The sequence below is a fragment of the Streptomyces fractus genome, assembly GCF_049844455.1.
Classification (GTDB): domain Bacteria; phylum Actinomycetota; class Actinomycetes; order Streptomycetales; family Streptomycetaceae; genus Streptomyces; species Streptomyces fractus.
In genome coordinates, this window is sequence record NZ_JBMYHI010000002.1 from 5,265,643 (window position 1) to 5,280,433 (window position 14,791).

General features: G+C 70.8%; 27 protein-coding genes and 1 tRNA gene. 1 reads left to right on the forward strand and 27 read right to left on the reverse strand.

The window, feature by feature from the left end; genetic code table 11:
- Positions 1-10 precede the first annotated feature (10 nt).
- The 26 genes from ACP4E5_RS25835 to ACP4E5_RS25960 all read right to left on the reverse strand — a co-directional run bounded on the left by ACP4E5_RS25835 (position 11) and on the right by ACP4E5_RS25960 (position 13,616).
- Positions 11-472 carry a RipA family octameric membrane protein gene (locus ACP4E5_RS25835; RefSeq protein WP_425832589.1) on the reverse strand — a complete coding sequence of 154 codons (462 nt, stop codon included), beginning with the start codon at positions 470-472 and terminating at the stop codon, positions 11-13.
- 48 nt (positions 473-520) lie between these two features.
- Positions 521-796 (reverse strand): HNH endonuclease, encoded by a 276-nt coding sequence (locus tag ACP4E5_RS25840; RefSeq protein WP_425832591.1) that lies wholly within the window; start codon positions 794-796, stop codon positions 521-523.
- 14 nt (positions 797-810) lie between these two features.
- Positions 811-1,380 carry a DUF4352 domain-containing protein gene (locus ACP4E5_RS25845; RefSeq protein WP_425832593.1) on the reverse strand — a complete coding sequence of 190 codons (570 nt, stop codon included), beginning with the start codon at positions 1,378-1,380 and terminating at the stop codon, positions 811-813.
- A 193-nt stretch (positions 1,381-1,573) separates the two neighbouring features.
- Positions 1,574-1,777 (reverse strand): hypothetical protein, encoded by a 204-nt coding sequence (locus ACP4E5_RS25850; RefSeq protein ID WP_425832595.1) that lies wholly within the window; start codon positions 1,775-1,777, stop codon positions 1,574-1,576.
- A gap of 20 nt (positions 1,778-1,797) precedes the next feature.
- Positions 1,798-2,190, reverse strand: coding sequence for a helix-turn-helix transcriptional regulator (locus ACP4E5_RS25855; RefSeq protein WP_425832597.1), 393 nt, complete (start codon positions 2,188-2,190; stop codon positions 1,798-1,800).
- A 150-nt stretch (positions 2,191-2,340) separates the two neighbouring features.
- Positions 2,341-2,709 carry a hypothetical protein gene (locus ACP4E5_RS25860; RefSeq protein WP_425832599.1) on the reverse strand — a complete coding sequence of 123 codons (369 nt, stop codon included), beginning with the start codon at positions 2,707-2,709 and terminating at the stop codon, positions 2,341-2,343.
- A 150-nt stretch (positions 2,710-2,859) separates the two neighbouring features.
- On the reverse strand, positions 2,860-3,075 hold the full coding sequence (locus ACP4E5_RS25865) for a hypothetical protein (RefSeq protein ID WP_425832601.1): 216 nt from the start codon (positions 3,073-3,075) through the stop codon (positions 2,860-2,862).
- Between the two features lie 13 nt (positions 3,076-3,088).
- Entirely contained in the window at positions 3,089-3,259 is a 171-nt protein-coding gene (locus ACP4E5_RS25870; protein ID WP_425832603.1) for a hypothetical protein, read from the reverse strand.
- 104 nt (positions 3,260-3,363) lie between these two features.
- Positions 3,364-4,041 (reverse strand): hypothetical protein, encoded by a 678-nt coding sequence (locus ACP4E5_RS25875; protein WP_425832605.1) that lies wholly within the window; start codon positions 4,039-4,041, stop codon positions 3,364-3,366.
- Entirely contained in the window at positions 4,038-4,550 is a 513-nt protein-coding gene (locus ACP4E5_RS25880) for a hypothetical protein (protein WP_425832607.1), read from the reverse strand. Before ACP4E5_RS25880 ends, ACP4E5_RS25875 begins: the two co-directional genes overlap by 4 nt.
- Positions 4,547-5,104: a hypothetical protein gene (locus tag ACP4E5_RS25885; protein ID WP_425832609.1), complete on the reverse strand. Its 558-nt coding sequence runs from the start codon at positions 5,102-5,104 to the stop codon at positions 4,547-4,549. Before ACP4E5_RS25885 ends, ACP4E5_RS25880 begins: the two co-directional genes overlap by 4 nt.
- Positions 5,101-5,931: a MerR family transcriptional regulator gene (locus ACP4E5_RS25890; RefSeq protein ID WP_425832611.1), complete on the reverse strand. Its 831-nt coding sequence runs from the start codon at positions 5,929-5,931 to the stop codon at positions 5,101-5,103. The genes ACP4E5_RS25885 and ACP4E5_RS25890 overlap by 4 nt, the downstream gene beginning before the upstream one ends.
- 147 nt (positions 5,932-6,078) lie before the next feature.
- Positions 6,079-6,741 carry a hypothetical protein gene (locus ACP4E5_RS25895; RefSeq protein ID WP_425832613.1) on the reverse strand — a complete coding sequence of 221 codons (663 nt, stop codon included), beginning with the start codon at positions 6,739-6,741 and terminating at the stop codon, positions 6,079-6,081.
- A 6-nt stretch (positions 6,742-6,747) separates the two neighbouring features.
- Positions 6,748-7,272 carry a hypothetical protein gene (locus tag ACP4E5_RS25900; protein WP_425832615.1) on the reverse strand — a complete coding sequence of 175 codons (525 nt, stop codon included), beginning with the start codon at positions 7,270-7,272 and terminating at the stop codon, positions 6,748-6,750.
- Positions 7,269-7,478, reverse strand: a complete 210-nt coding sequence (locus tag ACP4E5_RS25905; protein ID WP_425832617.1) for a hypothetical protein — start codon at positions 7,476-7,478, stop codon at positions 7,269-7,271. Before ACP4E5_RS25905 ends, ACP4E5_RS25900 begins: the two co-directional genes overlap by 4 nt.
- Positions 7,475-7,606, reverse strand: a complete 132-nt coding sequence (locus tag ACP4E5_RS25910; RefSeq protein WP_425832619.1) for a hypothetical protein — start codon at positions 7,604-7,606, stop codon at positions 7,475-7,477. The genes ACP4E5_RS25905 and ACP4E5_RS25910 overlap by 4 nt, the downstream gene beginning before the upstream one ends.
- A 79-nt stretch (positions 7,607-7,685) precedes the next feature.
- Complete coding sequence (locus ACP4E5_RS25915) at positions 7,686-7,913, reverse strand: hypothetical protein (RefSeq protein ID WP_425832621.1); 228 nt, start codon at positions 7,911-7,913, stop codon at positions 7,686-7,688.
- Positions 7,910-8,791: a helix-turn-helix domain-containing protein gene (locus ACP4E5_RS25920; protein ID WP_425832623.1), complete on the reverse strand. Its 882-nt coding sequence runs from the start codon at positions 8,789-8,791 to the stop codon at positions 7,910-7,912. Before ACP4E5_RS25920 ends, ACP4E5_RS25915 begins: the two co-directional genes overlap by 4 nt.
- Positions 8,792-8,879: 88 nt before the next feature.
- Positions 8,880-9,323, reverse strand: a complete 444-nt coding sequence (locus tag ACP4E5_RS25925; RefSeq protein WP_425832625.1) for a hypothetical protein — start codon at positions 9,321-9,323, stop codon at positions 8,880-8,882.
- Positions 9,323-10,150: a hypothetical protein gene (locus ACP4E5_RS25930; RefSeq protein ID WP_425832627.1), complete on the reverse strand. Its 828-nt coding sequence runs from the start codon at positions 10,148-10,150 to the stop codon at positions 9,323-9,325. Before ACP4E5_RS25930 ends, ACP4E5_RS25925 begins: the two co-directional genes overlap by 1 nt.
- Positions 10,147-11,037, reverse strand: a complete 891-nt coding sequence (locus tag ACP4E5_RS25935; protein WP_425832628.1) for a PD-(D/E)XK nuclease-like domain-containing protein — start codon at positions 11,035-11,037, stop codon at positions 10,147-10,149. Before ACP4E5_RS25935 ends, ACP4E5_RS25930 begins: the two co-directional genes overlap by 4 nt.
- Positions 11,034-11,666 (reverse strand): HNH endonuclease signature motif containing protein, encoded by a 633-nt coding sequence (locus ACP4E5_RS25940; RefSeq protein WP_425832630.1) that lies wholly within the window; start codon positions 11,664-11,666, stop codon positions 11,034-11,036. Before ACP4E5_RS25940 ends, ACP4E5_RS25935 begins: the two co-directional genes overlap by 4 nt.
- A gap of 76 nt (positions 11,667-11,742) precedes the next feature.
- A complete protein-coding gene (locus ACP4E5_RS25945; protein ID WP_425832631.1) occupies positions 11,743-12,150 on the reverse strand; it encodes a hypothetical protein in 408 nt (135 codons plus the stop codon).
- Positions 12,147-12,638 carry a hypothetical protein gene (locus tag ACP4E5_RS25950; RefSeq protein WP_425832633.1) on the reverse strand — a complete coding sequence of 164 codons (492 nt, stop codon included), beginning with the start codon at positions 12,636-12,638 and terminating at the stop codon, positions 12,147-12,149. The genes ACP4E5_RS25945 and ACP4E5_RS25950 overlap by 4 nt, the downstream gene beginning before the upstream one ends.
- On the reverse strand, positions 12,635-13,024 hold the full coding sequence (locus ACP4E5_RS25955; protein WP_425832635.1) for a hypothetical protein: 390 nt from the start codon (positions 13,022-13,024) through the stop codon (positions 12,635-12,637). The genes ACP4E5_RS25950 and ACP4E5_RS25955 overlap by 4 nt, the downstream gene beginning before the upstream one ends.
- Positions 13,025-13,118: 94 nt before the next feature.
- Complete coding sequence (locus ACP4E5_RS25960; RefSeq protein WP_425832637.1) at positions 13,119-13,616, reverse strand: helix-turn-helix domain-containing protein; 498 nt, start codon at positions 13,614-13,616, stop codon at positions 13,119-13,121.
- Positions 13,617-13,816: 200 nt separating this feature from the next.
- On the opposite strand from ACP4E5_RS25960, the gene ACP4E5_RS25965 reads away from it, so the two are divergent.
- A complete protein-coding gene (locus ACP4E5_RS25965; RefSeq protein ID WP_425832639.1) occupies positions 13,817-14,329 on the forward strand; it encodes a helix-turn-helix domain-containing protein in 513 nt (170 codons plus the stop codon).
- A 257-nt stretch (positions 14,330-14,586) separates the two neighbouring features.
- On the opposite strand, the gene ACP4E5_RS25970 is transcribed toward ACP4E5_RS25965, so the two are convergent.
- A tRNA-Arg gene (locus ACP4E5_RS25970) sits at positions 14,587-14,659 on the reverse strand.
- Between the last annotated feature and the right edge of the window lie 132 nt (positions 14,660-14,791).

A 14,791-nucleotide genomic window follows, 5' to 3' on the forward strand; every position in this document is an offset into this window, starting at 1 on the left:
CCTCCGCGGTTCAAGAGACGAGCAGCAGGAACAGCCACATCGCTCCGGCCAGTACGGGCAGCACGTAGGTGACGAGTGGAAGGGAGCGGATCCCGCGGCGGTGATGGACGAGGGCGCGCGTCTCCGCGTACTCAGGCATTCGCTCGATCGTTCGCCGCTGGATCAACTGGCAGTACTTGAGGTGGCGATGGCCTACGTACAGCCACATCAATGTCAAGAGGAGCCCGAATGCCGCGATGATGCGTCCCATGAGGAGCATCCGTGCGGAGCTGGGGTTATGTCCGTGTCCCTGTGCAGCGGTCAGGATCGTGGTGTAGGCGACGACGAGAAGTGACTGCGCGAGCAGGAACAGGTTGCCCCGCTGGAACAGCATGTTGTCTTCGTGAAGCTTGTGCTGCCACAGACGATCGTCTTCATTATGGCGCTGGCGTAACGGACTTGCCCCCGGAAGCACTCCCTCTGGCTCTGCCATGAACGGAGTATCGCTCCGTCTTTGCGCTGCGCGGAAGGGTCACGCCCCTCACCACCTTCGCGACGCTCGTTGCGGCCGTGTGCGGGGCGCACGGTTGCCCTTGGCGCTGTTGCACCGGCGGTGTGCTGGCCTCGCGTTGGCGGGGTCGAGCAGGGCGCCGCCGCGTGACAGTGGGCGCTCGTGGTCGAGGGTGAAGGACAGCGGGTGTTGGGCGTGCAGGCCGTAGTCGATGTTGTGGCCGCAGAGCCAGCACGGCAGGCGCTGGGCTCGGAGCCAGTCGACGAGGCGGCGGTAGGGGCGCCCGGAGCGCGGGTTGCTGGCCACGGGCGCCCACCCCCTTACGCCTTGGGCACGGCCCACTCGATGGGGCTCTCGCCGTCGATCGCGTAGTCGATGGTGGTCGGCCTGGTCTTGGCGTGGACGGGGAAGGCGACCTTGCCGCGTGCGCACTTCTCGGCGCTGAGCACCTTGTCCATGGGGAACTCGGGCTTGGGCATGTCGCCGCCGGACAGGCCGGTGGACTCCATGCTCGTGCCGTCCTTGTAGGACAGAGACCATGGGGTCTGGCTGACGCTGATGTCGTCGCTGCCTGTGTTGCAGACGCGGATGTCGGCGGTGGCCCACGAGTCGCCGCCCAGCTCGTCGCCGGGCGCCCCGGGGCCTTGCTCGGTGTGCGTGTAGGCGAGGGCCTCGACCGAGGCCGTGGCGCCCTCGGCGCCTTCGACGCTGGCCTTGTCGCCGAGCGCGAGTGGTCCGTCCTTCTTGGGGGCGGCCTGCTCCTCGGCGGGCGCCTTGGTCACGGTCTTGGTGACGGTTACGGCGGGCTCGGGGCTGTTGCTGGCGCTGCAGCCGGTGACGCCGAGCAGCAGGCCGGCGGCGAGCACGCCGATGGTGGTGCGGGTGTTCATGTTCCCCCCAGGGATGAGCTGTTGAAGCTGCATCATCCGCGATGTGAGGGACCAGTGGAGGCTCCGTGATGCTGCTGTGACACGACGAAGCCCCCGCCGGGGGGAACCGTTGCGGGGGCTTCGTCGTGCGCCTGTGGTGCCGGTTGAGGGCACAGTTGTTCACCGGGATCGTGACACCGCGCTGACCTGCGAGTCAAGCAGCGGCTGCGGTGTCGCGTTGTGCGGCGTACATCTGGATGTCGGCGAGGGCGAACCAGCGCTGCCGTGGGGTGCTGCCGGGGGCGGGGGTGAGGTGGCCTCGGTGTACGAGCTGGCGGACGCCGCCGAGGGTGATGCCGAGAGCGGTTGCGGTCTGGTGGGCGGTGAGGTGGCCGGGGCGCAACAGGTGTGACTCCATGCGCCCATGATGCGGGAACGTCAGCTTCGGCCGTAGCTGCGGCGGGCGTTGACGGCCGTCATGACGGTCTCGCCGTACCAGCGGTGCGCGCGCCCCGAGGTGTCGTCAGGTGCCGGCCAACGGCCCTTGGAGCGGTCGGCGCGGATCGTGGCGGCGGTGACGCCGGTCGCCTCTTCGATCTCGCGGGCGGTGTAGAGGCGGCGCGGCTGGAGCTCGGCGGCGGCCCGGATGAAGTGATCGCGCACGACCTGATCGACGGCGGCGGGGTCGTACGTGAGGCTGCGGCCGCTCTTGCCGATGGGGGCGGGCCAGGCGGTGTGACGGGCCCACTGGTTGCGGATCGTGTTGTACGCGCGGCCGTACCGGTCGGCGATCTCGGCGAGGCTCTCGCCCTCGGTGGTCGGCTCTACCATGGTGGTCCGGCCCTTTCGGCTGGGTGGGACCGGCGGTCTTTCGCGAGCGCCCTTCGGGGTGTCTGGGCTTCGGCCTGGGGCCGCCGGTCGTTCTATTTCTGATCTTGCGATGGGGTCGCCCCCGGCTGGCTGCCGGGGGCGACGGGTGGGTTACATCTGCTCGGAGAGCCAGTCCGCGAGGTCCTGGAGTGCGTCCTGGGTCATGGTCAGGATGCTGAGCATCTGGAGGGCTCGGACCTCGTTCCAGCCGTCCATGACCAGGACGCGGAAGACGTCCAGGCCCGTGAGCCAGAAGATCGCGGCGGTGAAGAGGTGTGCCTGGTTCTCCTCGGGCATCGGCTGCTCGGCGGCGAGCTCGACGATCCGGCGGACGGCGGGCTCGGCCTCGACGTTGGTCGCACCCCGCCTGGGGAGCGCGATCGGCAGCGGGAGCTGCTCGCAGCAGAGGGCGAGTGCCTGGTAGGTCAGGCTCAGCTTCTTGGCGAGGTCCTCGATGTTGAGGTCCTGGGAGTCGGCCATTTCGGCTTCCTTCCTTGTGGGTGGTGGGTCGGGGTTCGCGGCCCCTTCCCTCTTGGTCTCTATTATGGGGCATTGGTGCACTGAAAGGCAACACTTCAGAGGAAGGAAATAGCCCCAATCCCACGACAGGATCAGGGCTATGACCAGGCGTCAGGCCAGACGCCAGCCGCTCAGGCGATCATCGTCGCCGACGTCGGCCGTCAGGCCCAGGCCAGGCAGGTCCCGCACGGTCAGGCCGACCGCCTCCGCGATCTCCGTAGCCGGGTAGCGGACCGGCTCGGCCCGCTCCTCGGCCGGGACGGCGGCGACGATCTCGGCCTGGTCGCCGAAGACCAACAGGCACTTCACGTTCACGCGCTCGCTCATGGGGTGGATCCTCTCAGCTCTGGTTGCTCGACTGGTTGGCCTGCTCGCGCATGGCCTGGTTGGACTGCTCGTGATGGGTGGACCGCTGCTCGGCGGTCCAGTCGCGCGGGTCGGACGGCAGCTCAGCGACGGTGGCGCGGAGAGTCTCGGTCGCGGTGGGCTCGGACCGGCGGAGGAATGCCACGATGGGGCTCCTGTCTCGTGTTCGGGATGGGTAACCGGGGCGGCCGGGATGCCTGGCAGCGAACGGCCGCCCCGGAGCTATGGGGTTGATCAACCCGAGGCCGCTCAGCGGGTAGACGCCGAGGGAGACGGGTCGGTAGACGGCGGTAGATCAGCCGGTAGATGTGCAGGTGAGACGGCGGTAGACGGCTCGGTAGACGTCGCCTCGGCGTCATCCGGGGAAGGGGCCAGATCCACGCGGCGGACACCCCGCGTCGGGCCCCGTCCGGCCGCCTTCACCTTGAGCTGCACGGGGATGTCCAGGGCCTCCAGCCGGGCGCGCAGATCGGACACCTGCCAGGAGGCCGTGAGGGGCGCGGTGTCGGGGCGCTCCTGGAGGTGGTCCAGGACGGTGGACAGGTGGATCGCGGAGGCGCCGCCCATGAGGTCGAGCAGGAGGGCGCGCATCGCCTCGCCTCGGGCCACCGCCGGGGGCGCTTCGCCGGCGCCCTGGCAGGGGGTGTGGCCGGCCTTCCACGCGGCGCGGCACCACAGCGCGGCGAGGATGCCGACGAGCCACGGCAGCGCGCGGGCGACGTTGTACGCGACGTAGGCGAGGACGCCGACGAGGACCAGGCGGGCGAGCGGGCCGAGCGCGGCCTGCCAGCCGGTGAGGTCGTCGCGGCGGCCCGCGCGCACCCAGGCCGTCAGTCGTGCGGTGCGGCGCCGCCAGACGAGGGCGCTGCCTCGGGCGAGGCGGTCCGCAGCGCGCACGCGCACCTCGCGGGTGGGCAGGTGCTTCACAGGAGGCCCGCCCCCTCAACGCTCTCCTTCAGGACCTGGCCCGCCTGGTTGATGAGGTCGGGCAGGAAGTTGAGGGCGGAGGCGACCCCGGCGGTGAGGCACAGGCAGACGCCGCAGAAGATGCCGCCGACCATGCGCTTGCGCTCGTCCTTGCTCGCGGCGCGGAAGGCGAAGATCGTGCCGCAGGTGATCAGGAAGACGATCACCGCGCCCTCGGGGGTGAGCTGGCCGAGGTCGCCGTGGGTGACCGCTGCCTCGGACGCCTTGCCGGTGGCGGCCTCGACTCCCTTGCCGCCGCCCGTGTTCGCGGTCTTGGCCGAGCATCCGGCGAGCCAGCCGAGCATGCCGCCCGCGCACATCGTCGACAGCGCGCCGAGCAGTGCCCCGTTGCCGAACGACTTCAGCTTGGTGGGGTCGCGGTCGCCCTTCCACCAGGGGCGCAGGTTCGCCCACAGCACGACCAGGACGAGGGCGACGCCCGCGAAGGTGAGGCCAGCGTTGCCGGTCATCGGTGGACTCCTGTGACGAAGGTGATCGGGTCGAACCAGTCGAGGACGCCGAGGGACCCGATCACGGCGGTGATCAGGGCGAGGCGGAGCAGCCAGCGGCGCCGCTTGAGGTCGAGCAGGTGCGTGGCGGCGACGGCGAGGGCGGCGGTGGTGTAGGCGCCGCCGATGGTGTCGGCCCGCATGTCGTGCAGGACGCGCGCCCATCCGGTGGCCAGGGACCAGCCGTTGAAGAGAGGCAGGACGCTGACGGCTCCGGCGGTGAAGGTGTCCCAGGGGCGGAGCCACTGCCACAGCCACGACCAGTCGCGCCGCTCCTGGGGCGCGGTAGCCGGCGCGGTCCTCTTGGTCCGGCGCGGCGCCCGGGCGGGGCGCGGGGTGGGCTCGTCGGCGTTGCCGTCGAGGATGTCGTCGAGCCAGTCGGGTTCGCGGGGCTCGAAGCCCTCGGGCAGGTACTCGGGGGCGTCGGGCAGCGGCGGGGGTTCGGCGTCGGGGCCGACGCCTGCCCGTCGGAGCAGGTGGCGGATGCGGCGCTCGTCGGGCGCGGGCTGCGTCACGATGCCACCGCCACGGGCTTCTCCGGCAGGGCGTCCCGCTCGTACCAGTTGCGTTGACGGGCGTCCTTGGTGTGGACGGTGAGGCGTCCGGAGGCGGTCCAGCCACGCACGGTGGAGGGGTCGACGCCGTACCACTGGGCCACCTCGTTGGTGGACAGCAGGGCGGGCGGGGACGGCGGCCGGTCGGTGGCGTCCTGGTCGTCCTCGTCGGCGTCCCGGTCGTCCTGCGCGTCCGGCTCGGTCCGGGCGACGATCGGCAGCAGCCGTACGTTGTCGGGGACGACCGATGAGACGTCGGGGACGCTCGGGACGGCCGGGGCCTCGGGGGCGTCCTCGGTGTCCTGGTGCGTGCCGGGCGGGGTGGCTGCGAGGTGCAGCAGGTGCCCGACGACCGCCGGGGGTACGAGGGACGTGACGGACACGAGCCACGCCTGCTCGGCCGCGAGGTGGCCGGTGCCGATGAGGTGGGACACGACCTGTGCGGCCATGGCGAGGCCGAGGGCGAGGCATGCGCCGAGGATCGCGGACCAGCGGCCTCGGTCGCCTTTGCGGCGGGTGGAGGCGACGGCCGCGGCGATGCCGGCGTAGGCGGACAGGACCACCGGCATCCCGTACGCGAACTGGGGGGACCAGCCTGCGGCGCGGGCGAGGTGGTACTCGCCGGGGGCGCACATGAGGAGGGCTACGGCGAGGACGATGGGGCGTCCACCGGCGGTGAGTCCGCGTACCCAGAGGGGCGGGACGGGGCCGGTGGGGCGCAGGTGGGTGGGCCGGAAGATCCGGCCCACGGCGCGGCGAGCGCGCGAGGGCATGGCAGGATTCGCCATAGCCGTCTCCTTGGTCTGATCAAGGTTGGCGGTTAGGCCCTCGTCTGGTGTTGGTAGCACCGGCGGGGGCCGTTCTGTTTTTAGTTGTACGGGCTAGCTTGGCACAAGATCACCCTTTATGTAAGGGATTGTTACGGTTCTCGCGACTCAACTCGCCAGCGTCTCGCGGGCGTTGGCGGCGTCCTGCTGCGCGCGGGCGAGGGTGAGCGCGCGGGACGGGGCCCACGTGGTGCCGCACCAACGGCACGTGATCGTCGACTCGTTGGGACGGCGCAGCAGGGCGGCCCCGCACCGGACGTCCTCGGCGTCCACGATGGTCGGGCACAGGCCCATGCGGACGGGACGCTCGGCCGGATCGGTCGGCGCGACGATCGACCGCACCGACCGTTCGAGCTCGCGGACTTCCTCGGCCATGGCGCCGGCCATCGGCCAACTGGACGCGATCCATTCCAGGTTGATCGACAGGGCGCGGGCGGCGACGACGACGCGCCGCTCGATGGCGCCCTGGGTGAGGGGTTCGCCCCACCCGCGGTCGTGCTGCATGGCGGAACGCCAGTCCTCCAGGACGCCGACGATTCCGCCGGGGCCGCGGAGGCTGAACGTGCGCTCGTCGAGCGGCAGCGGGGCCTCGGTGCGTCCGCCGGACCGTACGCCCTCGGCGGGGCCGTTGGCGGCGGGCCGAAGGAATGCGGCGAGGGCCTCGTACCAGCGGGGTGCGGTGTCGAGGCGGCGGGCGGTGGCCAGAGTGCAGCCGGGGCACAGGTAGCCGTGCTCGAGGTCGCGCTCGCACAGGCCGCAGGTGGCGCTCATGGTGCTCTACTCCTGGTGGTCGTCGAGGGCTTCACGGACGAGGCGTGCGGCCAACGTCGGCGGCAGGGAGGCCCCGCCGGGGCGGCTCCACAGGGTGACGAGGGTGCGCACGCGCTCGACGGCGGCCTCGGCCTGGTCGGCTCGCTCCTCGGCGCGCTGTCGCGCCTGGTGCGGGGTGAGCGCACCGCGCACGACGCGCTGCAGGACGAACGCGAACCGCTCGGGTGACTCGCCCACCTTGACCTCCATCTCGATGGGGGTCTCGGTGTAGTTGGGGGCGTCGCCGAGCATGGCGCGCGCGGCGCCGACCCAGTGCGCGACCAGCTCGCGGGCGGGCTCGATCTCCATGGCCATGCCGTTGCGGAAGTCGGCGGCCTTCAGGCCGGTCTCGGCGAACTGCTTCTCGATCCAGCGCTCGCGGGCTTCCTCGTCGCGGCCGCCGAGCTCGGCGTACAGCTCGTCGCGCTCGGCGTACAGCGCGTCGAGCCCCTTGTCGGTGACGCTGCTGGCGGTGTAACGCTGCTCGGTCATGCGGCCCACCTCGCGATGACGCACTCCTCGTCGTGCTCGACGCCGCGGGACACGAGCCACGTCTCGCAGCAGGCGTCATCGAACGCCAGGGCGTCCTCGTCCTCGGCCGCGGTCGCGCCGACGGGCACGACGCGGATGCGGGCGACACTGTGGCCCCAGACCCAGCCGAGCGCGAGGGCGAGCAGGGCGACGAGCAGGTAGGTCATCTGGTCTTCCTTCCGTTGATGACGGCGGCGACAGCGGCGAGCAGGGCGGTGGCGAGGCCAGCCGTGCCTGCGGTCCAGGCGAGGGCGCTGACGAGGATGTTCTGTGCGGCGGTGATCAGGTCGTTCATCCGTCGGGGTGCCCTTCCCATTCGGCGAGGCGGCCGCCGTGGGTGGGCTCGTCGACCGGGGCCGAGGTCCAGGCCGGCATCAGGCAGCCTCGCCGTCGACGACCACGAGGTGCGGCTTGTTGTCCTCAGGCTCGACGTAGGCCCACCCTGCGATGCCGTCGAGCAGGTCCTGGCAGTGCTGCGTCTGTTCCTCGGGAGTCCAGGTGGGCCCGTGCCGTACGCGGCCCTGTGCGGGGCGTGTGGGGGTGGCGTGCCCGAAGGTGCCGGTGGGGATCAACTCGGCGGCGAGGCGCTCCTGTGGCGTCATGAGGCGTTCCTCTCGGCGGTGCTCTGGTAATCGGCGCAGCCCTGGCAGAGTCCGGTCCGGCCGTACGGCAGGGGCATGTCGCAGTCGGGGTCCTCGCAGCGGGCGAGCACCTCGCGGGCCTGCACCGCAGCGAGCGCGGCGTCCGCGGGCTTGCCCGCCTGCCTCTCACCCGTCGATGACTCGTCTTCCTGCTCGGCCTCGCCCGCGCGCGTCTGTGGCTGAGTTGGGAAACCCATCGGAGTGTGGTCGGGGAGGGGGTCCCTACCGGAGGTAGGGAGGTACTGGTAGACCCCCGCTGCGGACGCTGTCCGGACCGCGTCCGCGGACGCTGACCGGGGGCGTCCGTGGACGCTGTCCGGATCCGGGCCAGGGGTTTCGGAACCCCCGCTGCGGACGCTGTCCGGATGACGTCCATGGACGCTGTCCGTGCTGCTGTCCCCAGGGTTTTCCACAGCGTCCGTGGACGCTGTCCGCGCGGCCTCGGCCAGCTTCTCCGCCTTGGCCTTCGCGTGGGCCTTCCGCTGCCGGGTGTCCGTCATGTGGTGGATGTGCTTGCCCCAGTCGATGCGCCCGACCGGCATGGCCAGTTGGTACATCGACGAGGCGTTCGGCCGGCGCTTCCGCTCCAGCATGTTCACGGCCATGAGGACCTTCACGGCCCGGGTGACGGTCTCCTGCGAGCACCCGGCGAGCGTGGCCAGGGTGGCGCGGGAGGGGAACGCGTTGGACCCGTCGGCGTCGGCGTACGTGGCGATCCACACGCCGACCGTGGCGACCCGCGCCACCTTGGGCACGGTCCGGCCCACGCGCAGAACCTCGGCCCGCAGGGCGTTGGTCCAGGCGTTGCGCACGGACTGCACGCGCTCCTCAGTGCTCAACTCGGTGCGTCCTTCTGTGGTTGGGGGCCTCGGGGCGGGGGTGTGGCTGGGCACCCCCGCCCCGAGGTCGTGTGCGGTGAGTGGTGGATCAGGGCCGGGCGCCACCGAAGATCGCGGTGAACGTCGCGTCGGTCCGGGCGCGGATGCGGCGGTCCTGCGTGTGGTCGGGCGCCACGCAGCCGGGACGGTCGCAGGTGCGGGTGACGTGACCCTCGGGCTCCCGCTCGTACCGCATGCGGAACGCGACACGCAGCGCGGAGTAGAGCGTGTCGCCGTGCCGGAGGAGTGCGGTGCCGTCGTGGTTGCGGTGGCCGGTCCACAGGACGTGTCCGCCCTCGACGGGGAGCGTCCGCCGCCGGAACAGGTCTTCCACGCTCGCCGCCGCGCGCCTCCCCGGTGGGACCTGGGGGATACGGAGTGCGGCACGGGCGGGGCGCACGGTCTTCGCAGCGTCCACCCCGAGCCGCCAGGCGATGACGTGGTCGGCGAGCCCAGCGCGCAGCAGCTCGGCGACATCGACGCGAACCTTCATCACGCGCCCCCTGCCTGCTGCTTCACCTCGGCGGCAGTGACGTGCGCCTGGGGGAACTCGGCGGCGACGGTCGTCTCGCCACGGCGGATCGACTCGTACGCGACGTGCAGCTCGGCCAGGTCGGGGTTCGTCCACTTCCCAGACTCGCGGCCGCGGTGCGTCTCCAACTGGGCGAGGGTCACGCCGAGTTCGTCGTACGCGGCGATGGCCTCGGCGGTGCGCTCGGACAGCGGCTTGTCTCCGGCGCCGTTCTCCAGGGTGTTCCGTGCGATGTCGCGGGCCTGGTTGCGGTACCAGGACGGCAGCACCGTGAAGATCATTTCCCGGAGGCGGCGCGCGCCGTTGTTGGAGTTCGACTCGTACACGTCGCGCGGGTCCTCAAGGCGCTTGCTGCCGTTCTCCTTGGAGTAGCGGGTGTGCGGCACGATGAACGTCGTGGACGCCCGCTCGTTGGTCTCCAAGTCCCAGGCCCACGCCTGCATCTCGGACTCGCCGGCCACGTCGTCACGGCGCAGCTCGTGCACACCGTGATGAAGGTTGCCCCAGCAACGGGCCAGCTCCTTCGCGAACTGGATCGTCTCGCCGCTGACGTTCGAGCCGCCGCGGTTGAAGCGGAAGAACGAGCGAGAGGCGAGGTCGTGCTGACGGAACGCCGTCGTCATCTTCTGCACGGCGAGCGCCTCGTTACGAGGGAACTGCCGGGCGACGACAACCGCGGCCTGGACCTCGGCGACGGCGCGGGACTGCTCAACCGCGGTGCCCTGCCCGACGAACTGCGGGGCGGGCGCGGCCGGGGCCGCGTACTGCTCGGGAAGGTTGGTGCTCACAGGTACTCCTCGGTGTCCCGCTTCTCCGCCCACGTGGGCAGGGGCAGCGGCACGATGTCGTCGTGGTAGGCGGGCCAGCGGCCGGAGGCGGTGCACTCGGCGAAGACCTGCAACGCGCGGCGGTTGCGGGCGGCGCCGATGCGGCGGGCGAAGACGTCGGCCTCGAACACGGTCACGACGTACGGCGCGGTCTTCTCCTGGCAGACGAACACGAACGCGGCGTCGGGCCCGGCGAGGTTCAGCGCGCGGGCTCCGCGCCGGTACCAGTCGTCTTGCTGGTGGTAGCCGTACTCGTGCATCGCCTTGGCCAGGGCATCGGGCTCGGCCGAGCGGCACGTTTTGTAGTCCGGAATGATCAGCCGTCCGTCGCGGGGGTCGGGCAGCCAGTCGAGCCGGGCGCGGCACATGACGCCGGTCCGCTCGTCGCGCCAGAACAGGGACCGTTCCGGGGTGCCGCGCTCGGGGTCGAAGAGCAGCGAGGCGATGGGGTGTTGGCGGATGGCCTCGGCCATCGCGTGCACCTGCTCGTACTCGGCGCGCTTGAGCGGCACGGCCCCGGCAGCGCGGGCTTCCTTCACCTCGGCCTTGGCGACGGTGGTGTCCCACCGCTCGTGGTCCACGAGACATAGATCGGGGCCCTCGCCGAGCACGAGATGGTGCGCGGCGTTGCCGATGTCGAACGTCTTCTTCGGGGACTGCGGGTTGTCCTGCTCCCACCGGAAGATCGCCGGGCACGACGGGGCCAGCAGGCGGCGCGCACCGCTGGACGACAGGGCGTAACGGTGGGAGTGGTACTCCTCGTTGCTCATGTCGTAGATGCCGGGCTCGGTGATCGGGACCGGGCCGGAGGCCGGGGCCTGAGCCCCGGCCTGCACGGTCGTCGTCACGCAGCCACCCCCTTGGCGGCGTAGCGCTCACGGTTGCGCTCGTTGCGGCAGGCGCGGCACTGCCGGTGCCCGTCGCTCTTCTTGATCGTGTTCTCGGGCGTGAACTCGTGGAGGCCGGCCGCGCACCGGTTCTCCCGAGCAGCGACTGCCGTCGGCGCCATGCCGCGCCGGGTGTTCTCGGCGAGCGTCACGACGTCGAGGTGGTGCGGGTTGACGCACTTCCGGTTGCGGCACAGGTGGTCGACGACGTGACCGACCGGGACGGGCCCGTGCCGGTACACGGCGGCGATGGTGTGCGCCCCGCGGGTCGTGCCCCCGACGTAGATCTGCCCGTACCCCGTCTTGGGGTTGACGCCCGCAGTCCACGGCCAGCACTCGTCGGCCGCGCCGAGCTGGACCTTGGCCCAGAACCGGTCGACGAGGTACACGCGGCGGCCGGTCTTGTCGCTCGGGTTCAGGTACCCGTCGGCGGCGAGCGACCGGAGATCCTTACGGACCGTGTTCCGGCCGGCCGTCGGCCACGGGGAGCCGTCGAGCAGCTGCACGCCGCGCGCGACGGTGACGGCCTGGCCGTCGGTGATGAGCGCGGCGAGCAGGTAGCCGCGTCTGGTCTCGGTGCTGAGGTTCACCGCTTGCCCCCTTTGATCACGATGTACGAGCAGAGGGCCCAGATGCCGACTGCGGTCAGGACGATGAGCAGGACGGTCACGGGGCCTCGCCCTCTTGCAGGGCCTGCGTCGGGGCGAGCAGCGCCGTGAGCTTGTCGACCGCCTTGTCGCGGGCCTGGGCGCGCTCGGCCTCCAGCTCCGCGATGCGCTCGCGCAACTCCCTGTTGGAGCGGGCGAGGACGCGGGCCTCGTTCTCGGCGTTGAGGCGGGCCAGGCCAGACGCTTCGACCTGGGCCAGCAGATCCTCGTTGGTCGCGAACACGACGTTCCTCTGGTCGCGGAAGCCGTCGCGCTCCTGCCGAAGGTGCTCGAACTCGGCGGCGTGCTCGGGCGAGTTCAGGAGTCCGGCGGCGTCGAGGGCGAGCGCGATGCCGGCGGGGACGCGGCCCTGCTGGACGGCGGCGAGGATGACCCCGGCCGCGGAGTTGATGGCGCGCGTGTTCACTCGTCGGCCTCCTCGTCGTACTCGGAGGCGACCTCGACCGGGGTCACGACGTAGCCCGTGGGCCGCTCGTCCTCGCCGATCGCGGCGACTAGCTCGGCGACGCTGCCCTCGTCCTCGTCGTCCTGGATCCAGTCGAGCGAGACGGTCGGCAGCTCGCGGCGCAGCAGGGACTCGCAGTGCTCGCGGGCGGCGGCCGCCGTGGTGTAGGTGCCGAGGGTGATGCCGGAGTCGGGGTGCTCCGCGCGGTAGACCGTGGCCGCGACGGCCTCCAGCTCGGAGACCCTGGCCTCGGCGTCGCGTAGGCGGCGCAGCACCGGGGCCATGCGCTCGCCCATGTACGACACGAGGTTGAGGCAGTAGAGGTCTTCCCACGTGGGGTGCTCGTGCTCGCGGACCTTCTGCGTCGCCTCGGCGAGGGTGGCGAGCAGATCGTCGCGCACCGGCCTCGCGTCGCCGAGGAACGCGGCGAGGTCGCGGGGGGCGCTCACGCGTTCACCGACTCAGGCAGGCTGACGGCCTTGAACTGGGTGGTCGGCTGCTCGGCGGGGTGGATCTCCATGCCGTGCTGCTTGGCCCACGTGCGGGCGTGCGTTTCGTCCTGCCGCGCGAGGTGCGCGGTGAAGTCGACGTAGCCGTACACGTGGTACGTGACGGATCCGAACAGCAGGTCGGCGTACGCGTTGCCGTCCTTGGTGTACTGCACGGTGAGCGAGTGCACGGAGGCGAACTCCTCGACGGCCGAGTTCGTGTGCAGCGGCATCAGCAGGCGCTCGCTGGACGCGCACGGGATGGTCGGCGTCGACTCAAGGAAGTCGGCGAGGGCGCGGAGTCCGGCGATGAACTCGCCGCGCTGGTCTGCGATGATGTCGGTCACGGTGACCTCTCTTGATCGTTGGTTGGGGTCGCCGGTCGTGGTCGCTCGGGCCTGCCAGTCGGAGCGGCCATCGGCGTTTTGAACGGGTATGAACTCAGGCGCTCTTGAGCGCGGGTCGCGTGAACTGCTCCGAGATGGAGCGGATGTTCCGGCCGCTGAACCAGATGCGATTGCCGTTGTTCACGTGGTCGACGCGGCGGCCGTACGCCAGCTCCCGCAACTTCCGCGCGGTGAACGGCAGGTACAGGGCGGCCTCGTCGGGCGAGTAGTGGAACAGCTCTCCCTCGGGCGCGTTCGGGGCCGGGATCTCAGTCCGGATCCGGGGGCGCCCCTTGGTGGTGGGCGTGCTCACGTTGTCTCCCGTGGGCGTATCGACGCTGATGTCGGAGCACGGCACCCCCAGCGCGTCAGCGACGAGCCGGAGCTTGTCGTCGCGCAGTCCGCCGAGCCCCCTTTCGACGCGCGAAAGATGGCCTGGATTGAGGCCCGTGGCCTGCGAGAGATCCCGAAGGCTCAGTTTCATGGCCTGTCTCCTGAATCGGATGGCACTGCCGTGCGGTGTCACGCCATGAAACGTAGCCTCTGATGCCACGTTGGGCAAGCTATCGGGCTACGTTGGCGCCACGTTAGGCCATGTTTCATGGCGTCGGATTGGCGGATGGGGCACCTGGGGTGGGCCTCGACGTATGAGTCCTGCGCAACGGGCGGTGCCACGTTTCAACGCCCGATGCCTGGTCAAGGGCTGGATTGGGCCCTGACGCGTTGCCTGCCTCTAGGGCATGATGTGGAGCCATGGACAAGGACTGGGCTCGCCTCGGACGCACCTTCGCCAGGTCGCGCCGGGAGCAGGGGCTGAAGCAGACCGAAGCGGCGGAGCGCATCGGCGTTTCCCGGGGTCCCATCCAGACCATTGAGGCCGGCGCCACCGAGTACACGCGCATCACCGGCACGATGCGCACCTACGCCCGGCTGCTCGGGTGGATGGACGGCAGTATCGAGCGCGTCCTTGAGGGTGGAGAGCCGGCGTACGAGCCGACTGCTGACTCGGGAGCCGACTTCCGGATCGGGAATGTGGAGTATCAGGTCAAGGACACCCGGCTTCCTCGGAGGATCCGAGAGGAACTCAGCGACGAGGGCGAGGTGCTCGACACCGCCGTCATCACACTTCCCGGCGGAGGTCGGGCCGTCGTCGTCGTGAAGGGCAAAGAGGGCGGGACGCCTGAAGAGGTCCAGCAGGCGCTCGATGCGTGGCTCGCCAGCGAGCCTCATCTGCAGGAGCTGGGCGACGCGCGCGACGACGCATAGCCGGGCGACCGACGCTGGGCGCGCAGAGAGGCGGCCCGCCCCATGGGGGACAGGCCGCCTCTCTGCGCTTCGGATAGGGGGTTTGACCTGCGAACTCTCGAAGATCGTTTGGGAGGAATTTGGGAGCGGGGGCCCGGTAGTAGCAGTGAATCCCGGACGTAGCGCCAACGTAGCGCCAGTGCACAGCAGGCCAAAGAGAGGGGCCCCGGACCCCGCATGACCTGCGGAATCCGGGGCCTTTGCCCTGATCAACAACGTGCCCCCGGCAGGATTCGAACCTGCGACACCCGCTTTAGGAGAGCGGTGCTCTATCCCCTGAGCTACGAAGGCGCGTGAACAGCGTAGCGGATCGGGTTCGGGGCGTGGGGTGGGCTTGCGGTCGGGGGTGGGTCACGCCAATGGGGGATGTGGGGCGGCAGGGGGCGGCTGGGGCTGTTAAGCCGGAGGGACGCAGGAAAACGA

What these genes read in the sequence shown, in the direction of transcription:
- ACP4E5_RS25965 (WP_425832639.1), top strand. Translation starts at nt 13,817, where the DNA reads ATGGACAAGGACTGGGCTCGCCTCGGACGCACCTTCGCCAGGTCGCGC.
- ACP4E5_RS25855 (WP_425832597.1), bottom strand. Translation starts at nt 2,190, where the DNA reads ATGGTAGAGCCGACCACCGAGGGCGAGAGCCTCGCCGAGATCGCCGAC.
- ACP4E5_RS25845 (WP_425832593.1), bottom strand. Translation starts at nt 1,380, where the DNA reads ATGAACACCCGCACCACCATCGGCGTGCTCGCCGCCGGCCTGCTGCTC.
- ACP4E5_RS25865 (WP_425832601.1), bottom strand. Translation starts at nt 3,075, where the DNA reads ATGAGCGAGCGCGTGAACGTGAAGTGCCTGTTGGTCTTCGGCGACCAG.
- ACP4E5_RS25890 (WP_425832611.1), bottom strand. Translation starts at nt 5,931, where the DNA reads ATGGCGAATCCTGCCATGCCCTCGCGCGCTCGCCGCGCCGTGGGCCGG.
- ACP4E5_RS25905 (WP_425832617.1), bottom strand. Translation starts at nt 7,478, where the DNA reads ATGACCTACCTGCTCGTCGCCCTGCTCGCCCTCGCGCTCGGCTGGGTC.
- ACP4E5_RS25880 (WP_425832607.1), bottom strand. Translation starts at nt 4,550, where the DNA reads ATGACCGGCAACGCTGGCCTCACCTTCGCGGGCGTCGCCCTCGTCCTG.
- ACP4E5_RS25925 (WP_425832625.1), bottom strand. Translation starts at nt 9,323, where the DNA reads ATGAAGGTTCGCGTCGATGTCGCCGAGCTGCTGCGCGCTGGGCTCGCC.
- ACP4E5_RS25895 (WP_425832613.1), bottom strand. Translation starts at nt 6,741, where the DNA reads ATGAGCGCCACCTGCGGCCTGTGCGAGCGCGACCTCGAGCACGGCTAC.
- ACP4E5_RS25900 (WP_425832615.1), bottom strand. Translation starts at nt 7,272, where the DNA reads ATGACCGAGCAGCGTTACACCGCCAGCAGCGTCACCGACAAGGGGCTC.
- ACP4E5_RS25910 (WP_425832619.1), bottom strand. Translation starts at nt 7,606, where the DNA reads ATGAACGACCTGATCACCGCCGCACAGAACATCCTCGTCAGCGCCCTC.
- ACP4E5_RS25915 (WP_425832621.1), bottom strand. Translation starts at nt 7,913, where the DNA reads ATGACGCCACAGGAGCGCCTCGCCGCCGAGTTGATCCCCACCGGCACC.
- ACP4E5_RS25850 (WP_425832595.1), bottom strand. Translation starts at nt 1,777, where the DNA reads ATGGAGTCACACCTGTTGCGCCCCGGCCACCTCACCGCCCACCAGACC.
- ACP4E5_RS25860 (WP_425832599.1), bottom strand. Translation starts at nt 2,709, where the DNA reads ATGGCCGACTCCCAGGACCTCAACATCGAGGACCTCGCCAAGAAGCTG.
- ACP4E5_RS25835 (WP_425832589.1), bottom strand. Translation starts at nt 472, where the DNA reads ATGGCAGAGCCAGAGGGAGTGCTTCCGGGGGCAAGTCCGTTACGCCAG.